At 64.4% G+C, this 18,721-nt stretch carries 15 protein-coding genes; 5 read left to right on the forward strand and 10 right to left on the reverse strand.

What is annotated here, in order from left to right; all coding sequences use genetic code 11:
* Positions 1–17: 17 nt before the first annotated feature.
* Positions 18–527 (forward strand): DUF1465 family protein, encoded by a 510-nt coding sequence (locus IVB24_RS07425; protein WP_094976775.1) that lies wholly within the window; start codon positions 18–20, stop codon positions 525–527.
* Positions 528–705: 178 nt separating this feature from the next.
* Here IVB24_RS07425 and rpmE read toward each other — a convergent pair whose 3' ends face one another.
* On the reverse strand, positions 706–933 hold the full coding sequence (gene rpmE / locus IVB24_RS07430) for a 50S ribosomal protein L31 (protein WP_008137002.1): 228 nt from the start codon (positions 931–933) through the stop codon (positions 706–708).
* Positions 934–1,130: 197 nt separating this feature from the next.
* On the opposite strand from rpmE, the gene IVB24_RS07435 reads away from it, so the two are divergent.
* Positions 1,131–2,981: an ABC transporter ATP-binding protein/permease gene (locus IVB24_RS07435; protein ID WP_094976776.1), complete on the forward strand. Its 1,851-nt coding sequence runs from the start codon at positions 1,131–1,133 to the stop codon at positions 2,979–2,981.
* A gap of 70 nt (positions 2,982–3,051) precedes the next feature.
* On the opposite strand, the gene IVB24_RS07440 is transcribed toward IVB24_RS07435, so the two are convergent.
* The 9 genes from IVB24_RS07440 to IVB24_RS07480 form a co-directional block, all read right to left on the reverse strand.
* On the reverse strand, positions 3,052–4,110 hold the full coding sequence (locus IVB24_RS07440; protein ID WP_247772573.1) for a DMT family transporter: 1,059 nt from the start codon (positions 4,108–4,110) through the stop codon (positions 3,052–3,054).
* Positions 4,111–4,133: 23 nt separating this feature from the next.
* A complete protein-coding gene (locus tag IVB24_RS07445; protein WP_247772574.1) occupies positions 4,134–4,505 on the reverse strand; it encodes a hypothetical protein in 372 nt (123 codons plus the stop codon).
* 30 nt (positions 4,506–4,535) lie between these two features.
* Positions 4,536–7,655: an efflux RND transporter permease subunit gene (locus IVB24_RS07450; protein ID WP_247772575.1), complete on the reverse strand. Its 3,120-nt coding sequence runs from the start codon at positions 7,653–7,655 to the stop codon at positions 4,536–4,538.
* 9 nt (positions 7,656–7,664) lie between these two features.
* Positions 7,665–9,302 (reverse strand): efflux RND transporter periplasmic adaptor subunit, encoded by a 1,638-nt coding sequence (locus IVB24_RS07455; RefSeq protein WP_247772576.1) that lies wholly within the window; start codon positions 9,300–9,302, stop codon positions 7,665–7,667.
* Between the two features lie 165 nt (positions 9,303–9,467).
* The gene (locus IVB24_RS07460; RefSeq protein ID WP_247772577.1) at positions 9,468–9,902 is read right to left on the reverse strand and encodes a hypothetical protein; all 435 of its coding nucleotides are present in this window, start codon (positions 9,900–9,902) and stop codon (positions 9,468–9,470) included.
* A gap of 155 nt (positions 9,903–10,057) precedes the next feature.
* Positions 10,058–10,285 (reverse strand): hypothetical protein, encoded by a 228-nt coding sequence (locus tag IVB24_RS07465; RefSeq protein ID WP_247772578.1) that lies wholly within the window; start codon positions 10,283–10,285, stop codon positions 10,058–10,060.
* Positions 10,286–10,364: 79 nt separating this feature from the next.
* A complete protein-coding gene (locus tag IVB24_RS07470) occupies positions 10,365–10,811 on the reverse strand; it encodes a GNAT family N-acetyltransferase (RefSeq protein ID WP_247772579.1) in 447 nt (148 codons plus the stop codon).
* Positions 10,811–11,839 carry a peptidoglycan -binding protein gene (locus IVB24_RS07475; protein ID WP_247772580.1) on the reverse strand — a complete coding sequence of 343 codons (1,029 nt, stop codon included), beginning with the start codon at positions 11,837–11,839 and terminating at the stop codon, positions 10,811–10,813. The genes IVB24_RS07470 and IVB24_RS07475 overlap by 1 nt, the downstream gene beginning before the upstream one ends.
* 4 nt (positions 11,840–11,843) lie before the next feature.
* Entirely contained in the window at positions 11,844–12,863 is a 1,020-nt protein-coding gene (locus IVB24_RS07480; RefSeq protein WP_162308746.1) for a flagellar motor protein MotA, read from the reverse strand.
* 167 nt (positions 12,864–13,030) lie between these two features.
* Between IVB24_RS07480 and IVB24_RS07485 the strand changes: the two genes are divergently transcribed.
* From IVB24_RS07485 to IVB24_RS07495, 3 genes are all read left to right on the forward strand, one after another.
* On the forward strand, positions 13,031–14,050 hold the full coding sequence (locus IVB24_RS07485; RefSeq protein ID WP_247772581.1) for a cyclopropane-fatty-acyl-phospholipid synthase family protein: 1,020 nt from the start codon (positions 13,031–13,033) through the stop codon (positions 14,048–14,050).
* A 219-nt stretch (positions 14,051–14,269) separates the two neighbouring features.
* Positions 14,270–15,460, forward strand: a complete 1,191-nt coding sequence (locus IVB24_RS07490) for an efflux RND transporter periplasmic adaptor subunit (RefSeq protein WP_094976782.1) — start codon at positions 14,270–14,272, stop codon at positions 15,458–15,460.
* Between the two features lie 6 nt (positions 15,461–15,466).
* Positions 15,467–18,622, forward strand: a complete 3,156-nt coding sequence (locus tag IVB24_RS07495; protein ID WP_276578220.1) for a multidrug efflux RND transporter permease subunit — start codon at positions 15,467–15,469, stop codon at positions 18,620–18,622.
* Positions 18,623–18,721: the final 99 nt, after the last annotated feature.

Here is an 18,721-nt window from a genome sequence, read left to right on the forward strand (position 1 = left end):
CGTAAGAGGCGTTAACCATGGAACGTTTGCAGGCCGACGGCGCTCTCGTTCAACTCAGCGAGCGATTCACCAATTCTGCGGCGTTCGGCGTCCTGTTCCGCGAGGGCATGGACCTCGTCGAGGAGACCGCCGCCTATCTCGACGGCGCCGGCCGCACCGAGGCCAAGGCGCTCGACCGTGCGGTCAGCCTCACCTACGCGACCGAGAGCATGCGCCTCACCACTCGCCTGATGCAGCTCGCCTCCTGGCTGCTGTTGCATCGCGCGGTGAAGGAAGGCGAGATGACGCTGGGCCAGGCCAACCGCGAGAAGACCAAGGTCAAGCTCAGCGCCGCCGATCCCGGCCCCGCCGATACCATCGAGAAGCTGCCCTCGCAGCTCCAGGATCTGATCCATCGTTCGATGAGCCTGCAGACCCGCGTCCGCCGCCTCGACACCACCATCCACACCCCGCCGGCCGAACACATCGCGATCGGCAATCCGCTGGTGCCGCACCTCAATGCGCTGAAGGCGGCGTTCGAGCGGTAAGGTCCAGGTGCCGGAGTAGGGTGGGCAAAGGCGCGTAGCGCCGTGCCCACCATCTGCCTTTCGGGCTCGTGATAGGAAGTGGTGGGCACGCTTCGCTTTTGCCCACCCTACAGATCCCAAAAACAAAAACGCCCCCGTCTTTCGGGGGCGCTTTCGTCTCCAGCCTTTGCGAGGCGGATCAATCCTTTTTGAGAAAGCCCGAAAACTTCTTCTGGAAGCGCGAGACGCGGCCGCCACGGTCCAGCATCTGGGCGTTGCCGCCGGTCCAGGCCGGATGCGACTTCGGGTCGATGTCGAGGTTCAGCGTGTCGCCTTCCTTGCCCCAGGTCGAGCGGGTCAGGTACTCGGTTCCGTCGGTCATCACGACCTTAATTGTATGATAGTTCGGGTGAATTTCGGCTTTCATGGCAATTCCTCGGCGCCCCGGCGCCTTCTTGGGTGGCTAGCGAATGACGGATTTGGGCGGGTCTATACCTCACGAAACCCCGCAAAACAAGCCATCCCGGGTCGCGAACCGGGGTTTGCCCCTAAGGGACATCCCGGATTTGCCACTACCCTTGCACCGGCCTATTGGGAGCAAACGAATGCAATGGGTCGGATCTCATGAGCGCAGTGGAACGGCTTGATGACCAGTATGTCGATCAGCCCGGAATGAACGCCGCGGACACCCCCTCGATCGAGGCCGAGCTGATCGAAGAGCCGGCCAAGGGTCGCGCCAAGCTGCGGCCGCTGCTTGCGCTGGCGCCCTATGTCAGCCGCTATCGCGGCCGGGCAGCGCTGGCCTTCGTCGCGCTCACGGTCGCGGCATTGACCACGCTGCTGGTGCCGGTCGCGGTGCGCCGGATGATCGATTTCGGCCTGACGCCGGAGGGCATCGAGCTGATCAACAGCTACTTCTCGGTGATGCTCGCGGTGGTCGGCGTGCTCGCGCTCGCCAGCGCCGCGCGCTACTACCTCGTGATGACGATCGGCGAGCGCATCGTCGCCGACCTCAGGCGCGACGTGTTCGCTCACCTGCTCTCGCTGTCTCCCGCCTTCTTCGATTCCGCACGCAGCGGCGAATTGATCTCGCGGCTCACCGCCGATACCACCCAGCTCAAATCGGCGGTCGGCGCCTCGGTGTCGATCGCGCTGCGTAATCTCATGATGTTTCTCGGCGCGACGGCGATGATGGTGATCACGAGCCCGAAGCTGTCGGGCTTCGTGCTGCTGGCCATTCCCTTGATCGTGCTGCCGCTGGTTGCGTTCGGGCGCTGGGTGCGGCGTCTGTCGCGCAATGCGCAGGACACGCTGGCCGAGGCGTCGGCCTATGCGGGCGAGTTGGTCGGCGCGATCCGCACCGTGCAGGCCTATACCAGCGAGTCATTCGCCGAGAAGCGTTTCGGCGGCGAGGTCGAGCAGGCCTATGAGGCCGCGCGCACCTCGACCCAGGCGCGATCCGTGCTCACGGCCATCATCATCTTCATCGTGTTTGCAAGCGTGGTCGCGATCCTCTGGGTCGGCTCGCATGACGTGCTCACCGGTGCGATCTCGCCGGGCCGGCTCGGTCAGTTCGTGCTTTATGCCGTGTTCGCCGCAGCGGGCCTCGGCCAGCTCAGCGAAGTCTGGGGCGAGGTCTCGGCGGCGTCAGGCGCGGCCGAGCGCCTGTTCGAGATCCTGCGTGTGCAGCCCGACATCAAGGCGCCCGCCACGCCGCGCGCGCTGCCGGTGCCAGGACGCGGCGAGGTCGGTTTCGATCAGGTCAGCTTTGCCTATCCGGCGCGGCGCGACGTCAAGGTGCTCGATGCCGTCTCGTTCACGGTGCGCCCCGGCGAGAAGGTCGCGATCGTCGGTCCGTCCGGCGCCGGCAAGAGCACGATCTTCCACCTGCTGCTGCGCTTCTACGACCCGCGCAGCGGGGCGATCTCGCTTGATGGCGTGCCGGTCAGATCCGCGGACCCCCGCGATTTCCGCGCGCGCATCGCGCTGGTGCCGCAGGAATCGAACGTGTTTGCCGCCAGTGCCCGCGAGAACATCCGCTTCGGCCGGCCCGGTGCGACCGACGCCGAGGTCGAGCGCGCCGCCGAGCTCGCGCACGCCGCCGAGTTCATCCGCCGCCTGCCCGAAGGTTTCGACACCCCGCTCGGCGAGCGCGGCGTGACGCTGTCCGGCGGCCAGCGCCAGCGCATCGCGATCGCGCGCGCCATCCTGCGCGACGCGCCGCTCCTGCTGCTCGATGAAGCCACCTCCGCGCTCGACGCCGAAAGCGAGACGCTGGTGCAGACTGCGCTCGAAGAGCTGATGCGCCACCGCACCACGCTGGTGATCGCGCATCGCCTCGCGACAGTCTTGTCCTGCGACCGCATCCTGGTGATGGACCAGGGCAAGATCGTCGAGCAGGGCACGCATGCCGAGCTGGTCGCCGCGAACGGGCTTTATGCGCGGCTGGCGAGGTTGCAGTTCGAGGGGGCGTGAGGCCGACGGTGTCGGTCTCGGGTTTGCTCCTGAAGCGACGCAGGGGCAGCCGGTCGCCAAGAGAAGATGCTCAATGCGAATGCCGGTGGTGCAGATCGGGATAATGCGGGTGTTTATGCCGTAGCGGCTTGTGCTCGTGCCAGTGCGAGTGGGGTTCATCGGCAGCTCCCGCGTGATCATGCCGGTGATGCTCGTCGTGAATATGCTTGTGCTCATGGGCAATGGCTTCATGAACGTGCTCGTGTTCGTGCTGCTCCGTTAGATGGAGCCAGAGGCCCAATCCCATCAGCAGTGCGGCGATGACAAGCTTCGGCGTGAAGGGGTCACCGAGGCCCACGGCCATCAGCGCGCCTATGAAGGGAGCGAGCGAAAAGTAGGCGCCGGTACGGGCAGTGCCGAGATGACGAAGTCCGAGCACAAACAGAACGAGGCTCACCCCGATCGCGAAGAATCCCAAGATTGCCGCGAGGATCGCCAGGCCGGTGGGCGGTAAGCTGTTGCCGAGCCAAAGCCCGCCGGCGACGTTTGCCGCACCGGCAAACAGGCCCTTGATCATTGCGATGACGACGGGATCGGCAGACGACAGTTTCCGCGTCAGATTGTTGTCGATGCCCCAACACAAGCAAGCCCCGGCAATCAGCGCCGCGCCTGCATCCAATGAAGGGCCCTGACCTTCCCAGGACAGGGCTATTGCGCCGAGGATGATCGCCAAGGCCCCCAACAACAGGCGCCGATCGACGTTTTCGCGAAATACGAGCCACGCAATCCCCATCGTCGCGAGACTCTCGAGATTCAGCATCAATGACCCGGACGAGGCCGGCGTTCGGCCCAGCCCGAGCATCAGCAATGCCGGACCCAGAATTCCCCCGAAGACAACGATGGCTATCAGCCAGGGCGCGTCGTGCCGTCTTGGCGGAGCCTCCGGAACCGATAGCCCGATCGCGGTCCGTGCGACGTGGACCGCGGCAAGGCCAAGACCCGCACCGAGGTAGAGCAAGCCCGCCAGCATCTGGGGATCGATGCTGGCGAGCAGCAGCTTCGAAAGCGGCGTTGCAGCACCGAACAGGAGAGCCGAACCAAGCGCCAACGGGACGCCAGGCAATTGGACCGATGATCGATCTCGCTGCATGTGCTTCGCCTTTCACGCGGCAATTATTCCACAGTGTATTTCGCCGTCAGGGAATGACCGTGCAAGCTTGCCGAAAAGACTACGATGGCCTTTGGCGACAGTTCCGTCTGCACCTTTCCCGACATCATGTTGGGACTGGCGGGAGTAAGTGGAACGGTGACGGTCTTGCCGCCGTCCTGAATGGTTGCGCGACCCCGCATGTCCTTGGTCGAGAGCGGAGAACCGTCGTCGTCTCCGACATAAAAGACGATATCCGTGCCCTTGCGAACAAACTCGATCGGATGTCCCTGCGATTTGACCACGGGACCACCGTTGCCACCCTTCGTCTGTGCCGCGGCAAAATCAGGCATGGCGGCGATCACAGTCATCATGGCCAGGAAGATGTACTTTCTCATTGGTAGCTCCTCGGTGGTCTTGTGCAGAGGTCAATAGGCTTCCGCGGGGGTGAACGTTCCGGCGTGTCCGGCGGCCAGCCGCTCCAGCGGCTGTTTGCCAAACATCAGAAACAGGATCGGGGTCACGACGGTATCGAGGATCGTGGCGCTGAGCAGACCGCCGAAGATCGTCACGGCCACGGGGTGCAGGATTTCGCGGCCCGGCTCGTCCGCGCCGATCAGGAGCGGCGTAAGCGCCAGTCCCGCGCAAAGTGCCGTCATCAGAACGGGGCTGAGGCGCTCCATGCTGCCGCGAACGATCAATACGGTTCCGAAACGCTCGCCTTCGTGAATCGCGAGATTGATGTAATGGGAGATCTTCAAGATACCGTTGCGCGCCGAGATGCCGGCGAGAGTGATGAAGCCGATCATCGATGCCACCGACAATGGTTGACCAGCTATCTTCAAGGCAGCCACGCTGCCGATCAGGGCGAGCGGGATACCGCCCATGATGATGAGCGACAGCGCGGTCGATCGATAGCGGCTGTAGAGAACGATGAAGATCGTTGCCAGGGAGCCCAGCGAGAGAATGCCGATGCGCCAGGACGCCTCCTGCTGCGCCTGAAATGCGCCTTCGAGGTTGGTCGTGTAGCCTTGCGGAAGATCGAGGTCCCGAATGGCCTTCTGAATGTCGGCAGCGATATCGGCGATGTCGCGGCGTCCATCCCCGTTGCCGTAGACCACGATTCTGCGCTGGGTGCCCTCGCGCTGAATCTGGTTCGGCCCATCGGTCTCGATGACGTCAGCCAAAGCGCTCAGCGGCACGAATTCCAGGCCGGCCGGGATCAGCAAATTTTGCAGTCCCGTGGTCGAGCGGTCCTGCTCCGAAAGGCGCATCACCACGTCGAAACGGCGGTTGCCGTCGACGATCTGCGAGACCTTCCGGCCTTTGGACAGCGTATCGAGCGCCTGTGTAATGGCAGCCGGCGTCAGGCCATGGAGTGCGGCGCGGGCATGATCGACCTGAACCCGAACCTGGGGAATCAGAACCTGCTTCTCGACCTGGAGATCGACGAGGCCCGGGATCATTGAAAGGCGCTGGCGCGACGTTTCGGCAAGACGCCGCAACATCTCGATATCCTGCCCGTAAATCTTGAGCACGATCTGGGCACGAATACCCGACTGCAGATGATCCAGGCGGTGGCTGATCGGCTGTCCGATCGCAACCGACGCCGGCAGCGCGGACAGGGATTCCCGGATGCTGGCGTAGATGTCCGCCTTCCGGCGTTTGGATGGAACGAGATCGACATCGATTTCGCTGTAGTGCACGCCTTCGGCGTGCTCATCGAGTTCGGCGCGGCCGGTGCGGCGTCCAACCGACTTCACCTCGGGCACCCTTGCGAGCAACTGTTCCGCCAGCAATCCAAGCCGGTGCGACTCCGCGAGAGAAATGCCGGGATTGTATTGCAGCGAAAGCACGAGCGTGCCTTCGTTGAACGGCGGAAGGAAGCTGCGGGGCATCTGGCTTGCGGCGTAGCCGGCCACGACGACCGCCGCCGCGACGGAGCCCAGCACGAGACCCCGCCGTCCGAAAGCCCATCCAAGCACCCGCCGATTCGCCTGCTTCAGCCTGGTGACGACAAAACTCTCACGGTCACCTGAATGAGTTCGTCCCGAAAGCAGATAGTAGGACAACACAGGCGTTACCGTGATCGACGTCAGCAGCGACGCAAGGATCGAGACCACATAGGCCACGCCGAGCGGCGTGAACAGTCGCCCTTCGATTCCCGGAAGGGCGAACAGCGGCACGAAGACGAGAACGATGATCATCGTGGCATAGACGATGCTGGAACGAACCTCCTGGCTTGCCCCGGAAATTACCTCCAGAACGGGACGCGGCGTGTTCGACGCGGCGTTCTCCCGCAGGCGCCGAAGGATGTTTTCAACGTCCACCACCGCATCGTCGACAAGTTCACCGATGGCAATGGCAAGTCCGCCCAGCGTCATGGTGTTGATCGTGAGGCCGAAGGCATGGAACACAAGGACCGTCACGAGGATCGATATTGGGATCGCCGTCAGCGAAACGAACGCGGCCCGTCCGTTCATCAGGAACACGACCAGGACCAATGCGACGACGATGGCGGCCTCGGCGAGAACGCGCTCGACATTGCTTATCGAGGTTTCGATGAATGTGGCCTGACGGAATTGCACGTTGGTGACGTTGATCCCCTTGCGCATGGTGCGTTGCAAGTCCCCAAGCGTGGCTTCGATATTGCGCGTCAGTGCCACGGTATCCGCGGCCGGCTGCTTCATGACGCTGACGATGACCGCCGGCTTGCCGTTGTACCCGGCGTCTCCCCGCTTGGTGCGCGCCGCAAAATCCACGGATGCGACCTGCCTCAGCAGGATCGGCTGCGCGTCGCGGTTGGCGACGACGGTGTTGCCGAGGTCTTCAATCCGCCTGGTAAGGCCAACATTGCGGATCAAATACTCGCGGCCATGCTGGTCCACGAAGCCGCCGCCGCTGTTTGTGCCGAACTTTGCGACCGCCTGCTCGATCTGGTCGTGGGTGACGCTGAGCGCCTGCATGGTCGCAACGTTCGGCGTCACGCGGTATTGGCGGACCTCGCCGCCGATCGGGATCACCTGAGCGACACCGGGAAGGGCGAGGAGCTGCGGCCTGACAACGAAATCTGCGATCTCGCGCACTTCCATGGGCGAAGCTGTGCCGTCGCTGGTCAGCGCGATCAGCATGATCTCGCCCATGATCGACGTCACCGGTCCCATCTGAGGGTTGACCGAAGACGGCAATTGTTCGCGGATCAGCGCCAGCCGCTCCGAGACGAATTGCCGGGCGCGATAGACGTCGACACCCCAATCGAATTCGACATAAACGACCGACAGGCCGATGCCGGAGACCGAGCGCACCCGGATCACGCCGGGCATGCCGTTCATCGACGTCTCGATCGGGAACGTCACGAGCTGTTCGACCTCCTGGGGCGCCAGCCCCTCCGCCTCGGTCAGGATGTTGACGGTCGGACGATTGATGTCCGGCAAGACGTCGACGGAAATGGTCGGCAGGACGAAAAGGCCGTAGCCGACGAGCACGGCGGCAACCGCCAGCACGAACAGCCGATTGCGCAAACTTGCCTGGACGATCAGCTTGAGCATGGGCCGTCCCTACCGGATCTGATTGATGAGGTCGGTACCGCGAATGACGATGCGTTCGCCCTCGTTGAGGCCGGCCGCCACCATCACGCGGTCTGCGTCGACGGGCAGTACGCGAACGGGTCTCGGCTCGAAGCGCTCGGGCTCGGAGTGCAACCAGACGATATTCTCGCCATTGCCGCTCCGAACGACGGCATCGCGTGGAAAGATCAGGCCGGCCACGGGTGCGCCGGTCTGGACCATCACATTGAGCGGCTGGCCGATATTGAGGCCCGTTGGCGGCTCCGGTATCGCAAACTGAACGACCGATGCATGCTGGCGCAGTGCCCGGCTGGTTCCGACGAAAGTCAGCGCAATCCGCTCCCCGTTCGGGGCGATCGCGCTCGCGCCTTCAGGCTGCTTCAAACCTAAATCGTCATAGGCCAACGCCTCGACCCAAAGGCTGCTGGGGTCCGCGATTTGAAACAGGACGTCTTGCGGTTGAATGACCTGGCCCTGCACGACCTTGGCAGCCGTGATGATGCCGTCGGTCGGCGCCCGAAGCTCCTCGAATCCGGTGCGGGAATTTCGAACGGTTTCGCGGCGCGCCCGCAAACCCTCCAGTTCGCTTTCGAGGTCGTTGACCTGCCCTTGCGGCACGGCGCCCCGCTCGGCCAGCGGCCGCAGACGCCGCAGCTTGTTTTCGGTGATCGCCGTCAACTGTTCGATCTCGCCGACCTTCTCGAGGATCGTGGTGCGGTCTGCAATCGGCAGATGCGGCTCGATCTGGATGAGCAGATCGCCCTTGCTGACGGCTTGTCCGATCCGTGGTATGCCGCCATTGCCCGGAACAACACGTCCCCCATAGACGCTTTGCACGATGCTGCTGCGGTTGGGGTCGGCGATGACGCGGCCGATCAGAGTGACGGCGGAACGAATGGTCTGCGGCTCTGCGGCGGCGGTGCGCACATCAAGCAGCCGCTGCGTCGGCTTGGCCGCAAAGACAGTGCCGTCTTGTAGCCGTCGCGGGGCATCGCTCAGGGCCGGGACATCCGGCGGATTTGCCTGCCTAGCGTTGGTTCGGCTTTCGCCGAACGCGATGGCGCCGAGAATGACAAATGCGCCTGCCATCGCCACTGAAACGGAAGCGGCCATGCTGCGACCACGCCGTCTCCAGTAGCCGAAGAGAAGGCCGAGCCCCACCGCAGCAAGGGCGGAGGCCGCGACGACGGTTCGGCTCGAAAAGAGCCAGCCATGTTCTTGCTTCTGCTCTGCCGGCGGCACATCACCGGCACGCGTCGGCACCAGCGAGTCCACCAGCAGATCGTTCCCCTTTTTGGCGCTGACCGAGAATATGACTGCAACTGATCCGGGCGGCGTGCCGTTCGGAACGACCGCCGTGTAAATGCCCTCCTCGGTTTTCGCAGCTTCGATCGCGGCGGAATCGCCGATCGTGACCTGCAAGGCCGCGTCCGAAACCGGTTCGTTCGTGACGGGATCGTCTATGAAGACCGAAAGCCTGCCCTCTTTCAGAATGCCGACGATCTCGTAGAGCTCGGATCGCGCCGCAACCCTGGGGTAGGCTGACGACACGACGGCCGCTTTTTCGGCGTCGCCGTGATCGTGCCCCTCGTGGGCAACGGAGCCTGACAAACTAAAGAACAGGCTCACCAGCCAACAAATACTGGCTAGACCAAGCCTCGCTGGGCCAAATCGTTTTTGGCCAAGTCTTGTTTGGCCAAATCTTGCGGGCCGCCCTTTCGGGCAGCGCTGATTCCTCAACATGGAAAATTCCTTCAGACATGCGAAAAGTCGGCGGCCGAAGGGCCGCCTGGATTACGCGATGCTGAAGGTACTTGGTGGCCGGGTAAGTTCGTCGGGCCTGACGCCGACAAGGGCTCGCGCAATCGGCCGCTCGACGGGGATCAGCACCTCGAAGGGGCTGAGCAGGGGCGTGAACTGCGGTGACGCGATCGAAGCGCCGAACATGTCCCAAGCGAGGCTTGGAGCACCCTCGTCGTCATCGTGATCCGACCCGTCATGGACGTGGCCTTCGGCGCCGTCACCTCCGTGGGAGTGCACGTGGCCTGCCAACTGATCGTGGAAATGCAGGGAACCGCTCAACGTGACGGCAGGCGCCGGCAATTCACCAACTGCGGCCTTCGCCTGCGAGATCGAAATCAGGGTCACCTGAAGCATAAACGCCGCTATCGCCACGAACATGGCTGTTCTGGCGAGTTGAGGAAGGCGTTGAAGAAGGCCGCGCTGCACGGCAAGAATCTAGGCGTTCCCAGGCCCGCTTTCAAGCCGACCTTCCGTGCCCAGGAGCCCGGCGCAAGCCATTGATTTCGCTATCACCGGCTACTGTGCATGGGGTTGTTTTCGCAGATTCGGTTTGCAGCACGGGCGATGACCCGCGCGTGGGTCTACGGACATTTCGGCGACAGCGCCGGCACGTTCGGCCAGGGCCAATTCTTCCAGGTGCCGTCCTCGCCGACGCAGGCCGATGGGGCAGGGCCGCTTGTGGGAGCAGGAGAGCCCGTCGTGGTGGCCTGCATCACAAAGCGCTGGTCGACATAGGTCGTCGACAGATATCCGGCGAGGATGACGCCCAGAAAGACCGAGGAACCCTGGGCCAGATCGCGCAGCTTCATCGATCGCCTCCATCCGCTTGTCATCGCTGCTCCGGCACCAACGACTAGCAGACGTCACTGGATCCCCGCGTGACGGGCCTCACGCGCGCCACGCCATCTTCAGCACCGGCCGGCCCGAGGTCGGATTCACGTCGTCACCGGCGTGGGCAAAGCCGTTGCGCTCGTAGAAGCGGATGGCGCGGGAATTGTCCTTGTTGACGAGCAGCGTGATGCCTGAGGGCGACAGGCGTTTCGCTTCGTCGACCAGCAGACGAGCCGCGTCCGAACCCCAGTGGTCAGGGTCGACCACGAGCTGGTCGAGATAGCCGTCGACGTCGATGGTGACGAAGCCGGTCAGCGCGCCGTCCTGCTCGGCGACGACGATCGAGGCGTTCGGCACCAGATCCTTGCGCCAGCGCTCGCGCCACCAGTCCAGGCGGGCCGCGAAATCGATCTGCGGATAGGCCTGCTGCCAGGTGCGATGCCAGAGGTCGATCGCGGCGGCTTCGTCCTCGACGCGATAGGGGCGGAGGAGGATCGCGCTCACTACCGCTCCGTCAGCTTCAGCTCGATACGGCGATTGCGCTTGTAAGCCTCTTCGGTGTTGCCAAGATCGAGCGGCTGGAATTCGCCGAAGCCGGCCGCGACGAGCCGCTGGGCGGGCACGCCGAGCGAGACCAGATATTGCACCACCGAGATCGCGCGCGCCGCGGAGAGATCCCAGTTCGACTTGAAGTTCGGGCCGTTGACCGGACGCACGTCGGTATGGCCGTCGACACGCAGCACCCAGGGGATCTCGCTCGGGATCTTCTTGTCGAGCTCGATCAGCGCGGTCGCCAAAGTGTCGAGCTCGGTGCGCCCCTCGGGCAGCAGCGTCGCCTGTCCGGTGTCGAAGAACACCTCGGACTGGAACACGAAGCGGTCGCCGACGATGCGGATGTCGGGCCGGTTGCCGAGGATGGCGCGCAGCCGGCCGAAGAATTCCGAGCGGTAGCGCGACAATTCCTGCACGCGCTGCGCCAGCGCCACGTTGAGGCGGGAGCCGAGATCGGCGATGCGGTTCTGCGATTCCTTGTCGCGCTTTTCGCTGACATCCAGCGCCTCTTCCAGCGCCGCCAACTGCCGCCTGAGCGCGCTGATCTGCTGGTTCAGCACCTCGATCTGCGCCAGCGCCCGCGCCGAGACCGCCTTCTCCGAATCCAGCGCCTTGCCGAGTTCGGAGGTCTTGCCTTGCGCGTCGTTGCCGGCGGCGGCGAGGCCGTCATAGAGGCCCTTGATGCGGTCGCGCTCGGTCTCGGCCGAGGCGAGGCCGGCCTTCAATTGCGAGACCTGGTCGTCCAGCGTGAGCTTGCCGAGCTTCTCCAGCGACAGCAGCTCGTTGAGCTGGGCGATCTTGGCGTTGAGCTGCTCCAGCGCCTTGTCCTTGCCGGTCACCTCCTGCGACAGGAAGAACTGCACCACGAGGAACACCGACAGCAGGAACACGATCGACAGCACCAGCGTCGACAGCGCGTCGACGAAGCCGGGCCAGTAGTTGAAGGAGGTGTCGCCGCGGCGGCCGCGCGCCAGAGCCATATCGCTAACTCTTTTCCGGCTGGCGGGCGATGCGCTCCAGCAGGCGGCGGATCTCGCGGTTCTGCTCGCCCTGGCCGTCGGCCCATTCGCGGATCATCTGCTGTTCGGTGCGCATGTGCGAGACCAGCGCCTGGATGGCTTCGGCAAGGCTCGCCATCGCCGCCGTGGTGCCGCGGCTGGCGCTGCCTTCCTCGAGCACCGAGCGCAAGCGTTCGACCGCGGCCTGGAGCTCGCCGCTGGCGACCCCGCCGCCGCCGGAAGCGACCGCGACCTCGCCGCTGTCATATTCGCGCACGGTGGTGGCGAGCCAGTCCTCGAGGTCGGTGTAGAAGCGGTTCTGCGCCTGGCTCGATTGCAGATCGAGGAAGCCGAGGATCAGCGAGCCGGCAAGGCCGAACAGCGAGCTGGAGAACGAGATGCCCATGCCGCCGAGCGGGGCGGCGAGGCCCTCCTTCAGCGTGTCGAACAGGGCGCCGGAATCGCCGCCGACCTTGAGCCCGTCGATCACCTTGCCGACCGAGCCGACCGTTTCGATCAAGCCCCAAAAGGTGCCGAGCAGGCCGAGGAAGACCAGCAGGCCCGTCATGTAGCGCGAGATGTCGCGGGCTTCATCCAGGCGGGTCGCGATCGAATCGAGCAGATGCCGCATGGTGGTCTGGGTGATCGACATCCGCCCGGAGCGCTCGCCGCCGAGGATCGCCGCCATCGGCGCCAGCAGCTTCGGGTGCCGGGCCGGCGCCAGGCCGGGATCGGCGATGCGGAAATTGTTGACCCAGGACACTTCGGGATAGAGCCGGATGACCTGACGGAAGGCCAGGATGATGCCGATGAACAGCACGGCGCCGATCAGGGCGTTGAGGCCGGGATTGGCGAAGAAGGCCTGGATGATCTGCTTGTAGAGCACCACGCCGACCAGCGCGCACAGCACCAGGAAGACCAGCATCCGCACCAGGAAGACGCTGGGTGAGGACAGCTTCGTGTACTCGATATCCATGGTGGAGCGGGGCGAGGTGCCTGACGGCATGGCCGGTATCATCCATTCCAAAAGCTTGCTTGCGGTGCGCACTATGGCACAGCGCCAGCCCAAAAAAAGCGCCGGATGCGCCGATTTCGGGGCCAGCTGGGGAACCGGGACCGGAAGCGGCGCTTTGATAAGCCAGTATTTGCAGAGATTTGCCACTCAGTGGGCGCATGAGCGTCGTTTCCGCGATCATCGGGACTGCCGAACGCGTGCCGCTGCCGGACGTCGTGATCCGCGCCGCGATCCAGCGCCTGTGCTCCCGCAGCGCAACCCGCCTTGCGGCACGTGATGCGGCTACCGACGCCGCCTTCGCCGGGCGGATGATGCTGCGGCCGATCGCCGAAACCGCGGTGGCCGGTCGCGAGGAGGTGCCCGCTTCGTTCTTCGCCCAAATGCTCGGCCCCAACCGCAAATATTCCTGCTGCTTCTACAAGACCGATGCGACCACCTTGCAGGAGGCGGAGGAGGAGGCGCTGCGCCAGACGGTCGAGCATGCCGGCCTCGCCGACGGCCAGACCATCCTCGAACTCGGCTGCGGCTGGGGCTCGCTGTCGCTGTGGATGGCGCGGCAGTTTCCGCACGCCCGGGTGACGGCGGCGTCGACTTCGCAGGCGCAGCGCGCTCATGTCGAGGAAGCGGCGCGGCGGCGTGGCCTGCTGAACCTGTGCGTGGTCGCCGCGGACATGAACGTGTTCGCGCCCGACGGCCAGTTCGACCGCATCGTCTCGGTCGAGATGTTCGAGCAGATGATGAACTGGCGCAAGCTGATGACGCGGCTGCGGTCATGGCTCGCGCCGGACGGGCGCTTCTTCATGCAGATCGTCACCCATCGCTCCGGCTCGCAGCTGTTCGACCGGCTCGATCGCGAGGACTGGATCGCGCAGCACGTCTTCACCGGCGGGCTGATGCCGAGCCATCATCTCGTCAGGCAGTTCGGCGACATCTTCACGGTCGAGAAGGAATGGTGCTGGAGCGGCACGCATTACCAGCGCACCGCCAACGACTGGCTCGCCAATTTCGACGCGCATCGGGATGCGAGCGAGGCGTCCCTGCGCCAGGTCTATGGCGAGCAGACCCCCCTGTGGATGCGGCGCTGGCGCTGGTTCCTGCTCGCGACATCGGGCCTGTTCGGCTATGCCGATGGAACCGAATGGGGCGTCAGCCACTATCGGATGAAGGCTGCGGGGTAATTGCGATGTTCCGTCGCAGCACGCCGCGATGGAACCCGATTCACGATCCGGTGACTCCAAAATATACCCGTTTTTAGAATGGGATAGGTCGTGTGACAATGAGCCGCCGATCGTCTCATTGCGTCGCAGCAAACACCGTTTATTTTCATTTGCAGGCCAGACTGTCCGGAACCTTCTGGAAGCCTGAAACCAATGCGATTGAACGGGGCAACTACCCATATGTCACCACTACATGCGCGATCCGTCTGCGTGGCCATGATGCTCGCGGTCGCGGCGCCGCTGCTTGCGGCCTGTGATGAATCAAACTCTGCGATCGTCCAGGCGCAACCGACCGAACCCGACGTCAGCGTCGTGACCGTCAGGCCGCAGCCACGCTCCATCGTGCGGGAACTGCCTGGACGTATCGCGCCGACGCGCGTCTCCGACGTTCGGCCGCGCATCTCGGGCATCGTGGTCGAGCGCCTGTTCCACCAGGGCAGCGAAGTGAAGGCGGGCGATCCGCTTTACCGCATCGATCCGCGTCCGTTCGAGGTCGAGGTGTCGGCCAACCAGGCCGCGCTTGCCAAGGCGGAGGCTGCGCTGATGCAGGCCAAGCAGCAGGCGCACCGCATCGCCACGCTCACCAGCCAGCGCGCCGCGCCCGAGGCGGAGAACGAGAAGGCAATCGCTGCCGAGCTCCAGGCTCAAGCCGAGGTCGAGGGCCGCAAGGCGGATCTCGCGCGAGCGAAGCTCAATCTCGACTACGCCACCGTGCGTGCGCCCATCGACGGTGTCGTCGGCGCCGCGTTGGTCAGCGAGGGCGCTCTCGCCGTGCAGAACGAGACCAATCTCGCGACCATTCAGCAGCTCGATCCGATCTACGCTGATTTCACCCAATCGGTGAACGAGCTCAATCAGCTCCGCCGCGCCTTCGCGAGCGGGGACCTCGAGCGCATTGCGCCCGGTGCCGCCAAGGTGCGTCTCGTGCTCGACGACAACACGATCTACCCGCTGACCGGCAAACTCCTGTTCTCCGATGCGAAGGTCGACGCCAATACCGGGCAAGTGACATTGCGCGGTGAATTTCCCAATTTGCACCGCGAATTGCTGCCCGGCATGTATGTTCGGGTACGGATCGAGCAGGGCATCGACAGCGACGCGATCGCCGTGCCGCAGCAGGCGGTTCAGCGCAATGGCGGCGGCGGCAGCGAAGTCTTCGTCGTGAAGGACGATCACCGCGTCGCGGTGCAGCCCGTGCGTACCGGCTCGGTGCAGGACGGCGTCTGGTTCATCACCGAGGGCCTGAAGTCCGGCGACAAGGTCGTCGTGGAAGGCTTCCAGAGGTTCGCGGCGGGCGACAAGGTCAAGCCGCAATCCTGGGCCGAGGCCGAAGCCATCGTGGAAAGTCAACGCGCCCAGATGATGCAGTAGCGCATCATGGCGAGTTTCTTCATCGACAGGCCGATCTTCGCCTGGGTGGTCGCGCTGTTCATCTGTCTGATCGGCGCGATCGCGGTGCCGTTGCTGCCGATCGCGCAATATCCGATCATCGCGCCGCCCTCGATCTCGATCTCCACCAGCTATCCCGGCGCTTCGCCCGAAAACCTCTACAACAGCGTCACGCGGCTGATCGAGGAGGAGCTCAACGGCGCCTCCGGCATCCTCAATTTCGAATCGACCAGCGACTCGCTCGGTCAGGTCGAGATCATCGCCAATTTCCAGCCGGGCACCAATACCAACGACGCCTCGGTGGAGGTCCAGAACCGCATCAAGCGCGTCGAGGCACGCCTGCCGCGCGCGGTGATGCAACAGGGCATCCTGATCGAGGAAGCCTCCAGCGCGGTGCTTCAGATCATCACGCTCAGCTCGACCGACGGCAGCCTCGATGAGGTCGGCCTCGGCGATTTCATGATCCGCAACGTGCTCGGCGAAGTCCGCCGCATTCCCGGCGTCGGCCGCGCCACGCTCTATTCGACCGAGCGATCGCTTCGCGTCTGGGTCGATCCGGCCAAGCTGGTCGGCTATGGGCTCACCGCCGACGACGTCAACAAGGCCATTGCCGCGCAGAACGCGCAGGTCGCCTCCGGCAGCATCGGTGCCGAGCCGTCGACGTCGAACCAGCGCACCTCCGCGCTGGTGCTGGTCAAGGGCCAGCTGTCCGCGCCGGACGAATTCGGCGCCATCATCCTGCGCGCCAATGCCGACGGCTCGACCGTGCGGCTGCGCGACGTCGCACGTATCGAGGTCGGTGGCCTCAGCTACCAGTTCAACACGCGCCTGAACGGCAAGCCGACCGCCGGCCTTTCGGTGCTGATGTCGCCGACCGGCAACGCGCTGGCGACCGCAAGCGCGGTCGAAGAGAAGATGAAGGAGCTGTCGCGCTTCTTCCCGGCCAACATCACCTACGAGATTCCCTACAACATCACGCCCGTGGTCGAAGCCTCGATCGAGAAGGTGCTGTCGACCCTTGTCGAGGCCGTGGTGCTGGTGTTCGTAGTGATGTTCCTGTTCCTGCAGAACATCCGTTACACCATCATCCCGACCATCGTGGTGCCGGTGGCGCTGCTTGGCGCCTGCACGATACTGCTGGTCGCCGGCTATTCCATCAACATGCTCTCGATGTTCGGCATGGTGCTCGCGGTCGGCATCCTCGTCGACGACGCCATCGTCGTGGTCGAGAACGTCGAGCGCATCATGGCCGAGGAAGGCCTGTCGCCGAAGGAGGCAACGCGCAAGGCGATGTCGCAGATCACCGGCGCCATCATCGGCATCACGCTGGTGCTGATGGCGGTGTTCGTGCCGATGGCGTTCTTTCCGGGATCGGTCGGCATCATCTACCGCCAGTTCTCCGTGACCATGGTCGCCGCGATCGGCTTCTCCGCCTTCCTCGCGCTGTCGCTGACGCCGGCGCTATGCGCCACGCTGTTGAAGCCCGTTGCCAAGGGGCACGGCCATTCGACAAATTTTGTGTTCAGCCGGTTCAATCATCTGCTCGAGGCCTGCCGGTTTCGCTACGCGCGCACCGTCGGCTTCTCGCTGAAACGGACCGGGCGCATGATGCTGGTCTATGTCGCGCTGCTCGTCGGCCTGTCCTGGGCTTTCGTCAACCTGCCCGGCGGCTTCCTGCCGATCGACGATCAGGGTTTCGTCACCACCGACGTGCAGACGCCGTCGGATTCGTCCTACGCCCGCACCGAATCCGTGATCGAGAAGGTCGAGAAATATCTCGCCGAACGTCCGGGCGTGAAGGATGTCACCTTCCTCACCGGCTTCAGCTTCTCCGGCCAGGGCATGAACACCGCGCAGGCCTTCATCACGCTGAAGGACTGGCCGGACCGCGGACCGAAGGATTCCGCTGCGGCCATCGTCAACGACATCAACCGCGATCTGGGGGCGTCGATCCGCGACGCCAAGATCGCCGCGCTGCAGCCGCCGCCGATCGATAATCTCGGCAACTCCTCGGGCTTCTCGTTCCGCCTCCAGGATCGCGGCCAGAAGGGCTATCAGCAATTGATGCGCGCCGCCGACCAATTGATCGTGGAAGCCAATGCGAGCCCGGTGCTGCAGAAGGTCTATGTCGAGGGCCTGCCGGAGGCGGGCGTGGTCAATCTCGTGATCGACCGCGAGAAGGCCGGCGCCTTCGGCGTCACCTTCGAGGACATCAACAACACGATCTCGACCAATCTCGGCTCGAACTACATCAACGACTTCCCGAACCGCGGCCGCATGCAGCGCGTCGTGGTGCAGGCCGACGCCCGCGACCGCATGCGGACCGAGGACATCCTCAACTACAACGTCAAGAACAGAAGCGGCCAACTCGTGCCGTTCTCCTCCTTTGCCACGGTGGAATGGGCGAAAGGCCCGACGCAGATCGCGGGCTTCAACTATTATCCTGCGGTACGCATCTCCGGCGAGGCCAGGCCCGGCTTCACCTCGGGTGATGCGATCGCCGAGATGGAGCGTCTTGCCGGCAGGCTGCCGCGCGGCTTCGGTTATGAATGGACCGGCCAGTCGCTGCAGGAAAAGCTGTCGGGTTCGCAGGCGCCGTTCCTGCTGGCGCTGTCGGTGTTCGTGGTGTTCCTGTGTCTCGCCGCGCTCTACGAAAGCTGGACCATTCCGCTCGCGGTGCTGCTCACGGTGCCGCTCGGCATCGTCGGCGCCGTGATCGCGGCCATGCTGCGCGGCCTGCCCAACGACGTCTATTTCACCGTCGGCCTGATCACCATCATCGGCCTTGCCGCCAAGGACGCGATCCTGATCATCGAGTTCGCCAAGGATCTGCGGAAAGAAGGCAAGCCGCTGGTGGACGCCACCATCGAAGCCTGCCGTTTGCGCTTCCGCCCGATCCTGATGACCGGCCTCGCCTTCATCTGCGGTGTGCTGCCGATGGCCGTCGCCCACGGCGCCGGTGGCGCCAGCCAGCAGGCGCTCGGCTCCATCGTGATGGGCGGCATGATCGCAGTGGTGATCCTGGCGCTCTTGATGGTGCCGGTGTTCTTCGTCTCGGTGCAGCGTGTGCTGGCGGGGGATCGGGAGCCGAAGGCGGCGAGGGACGGCGAGGCGTACGGGCCGCCGGCGCCGGCCAAGCTGTAAGGAGAGGTATCATGCCCCGCGAAGGCGGGGCAGCCAGTACGCCGCGGCCCATATGAGGCGCGCAGTGTGGCGGCATCGGCAGTGAGCTCCCTCCCCCGT

This window comes from Bradyrhizobium sp. 192, from assembly GCF_023100965.1.
Taxonomy (GTDB): domain Bacteria; phylum Pseudomonadota; class Alphaproteobacteria; order Rhizobiales; family Xanthobacteraceae; genus Bradyrhizobium; species Bradyrhizobium symbiodeficiens.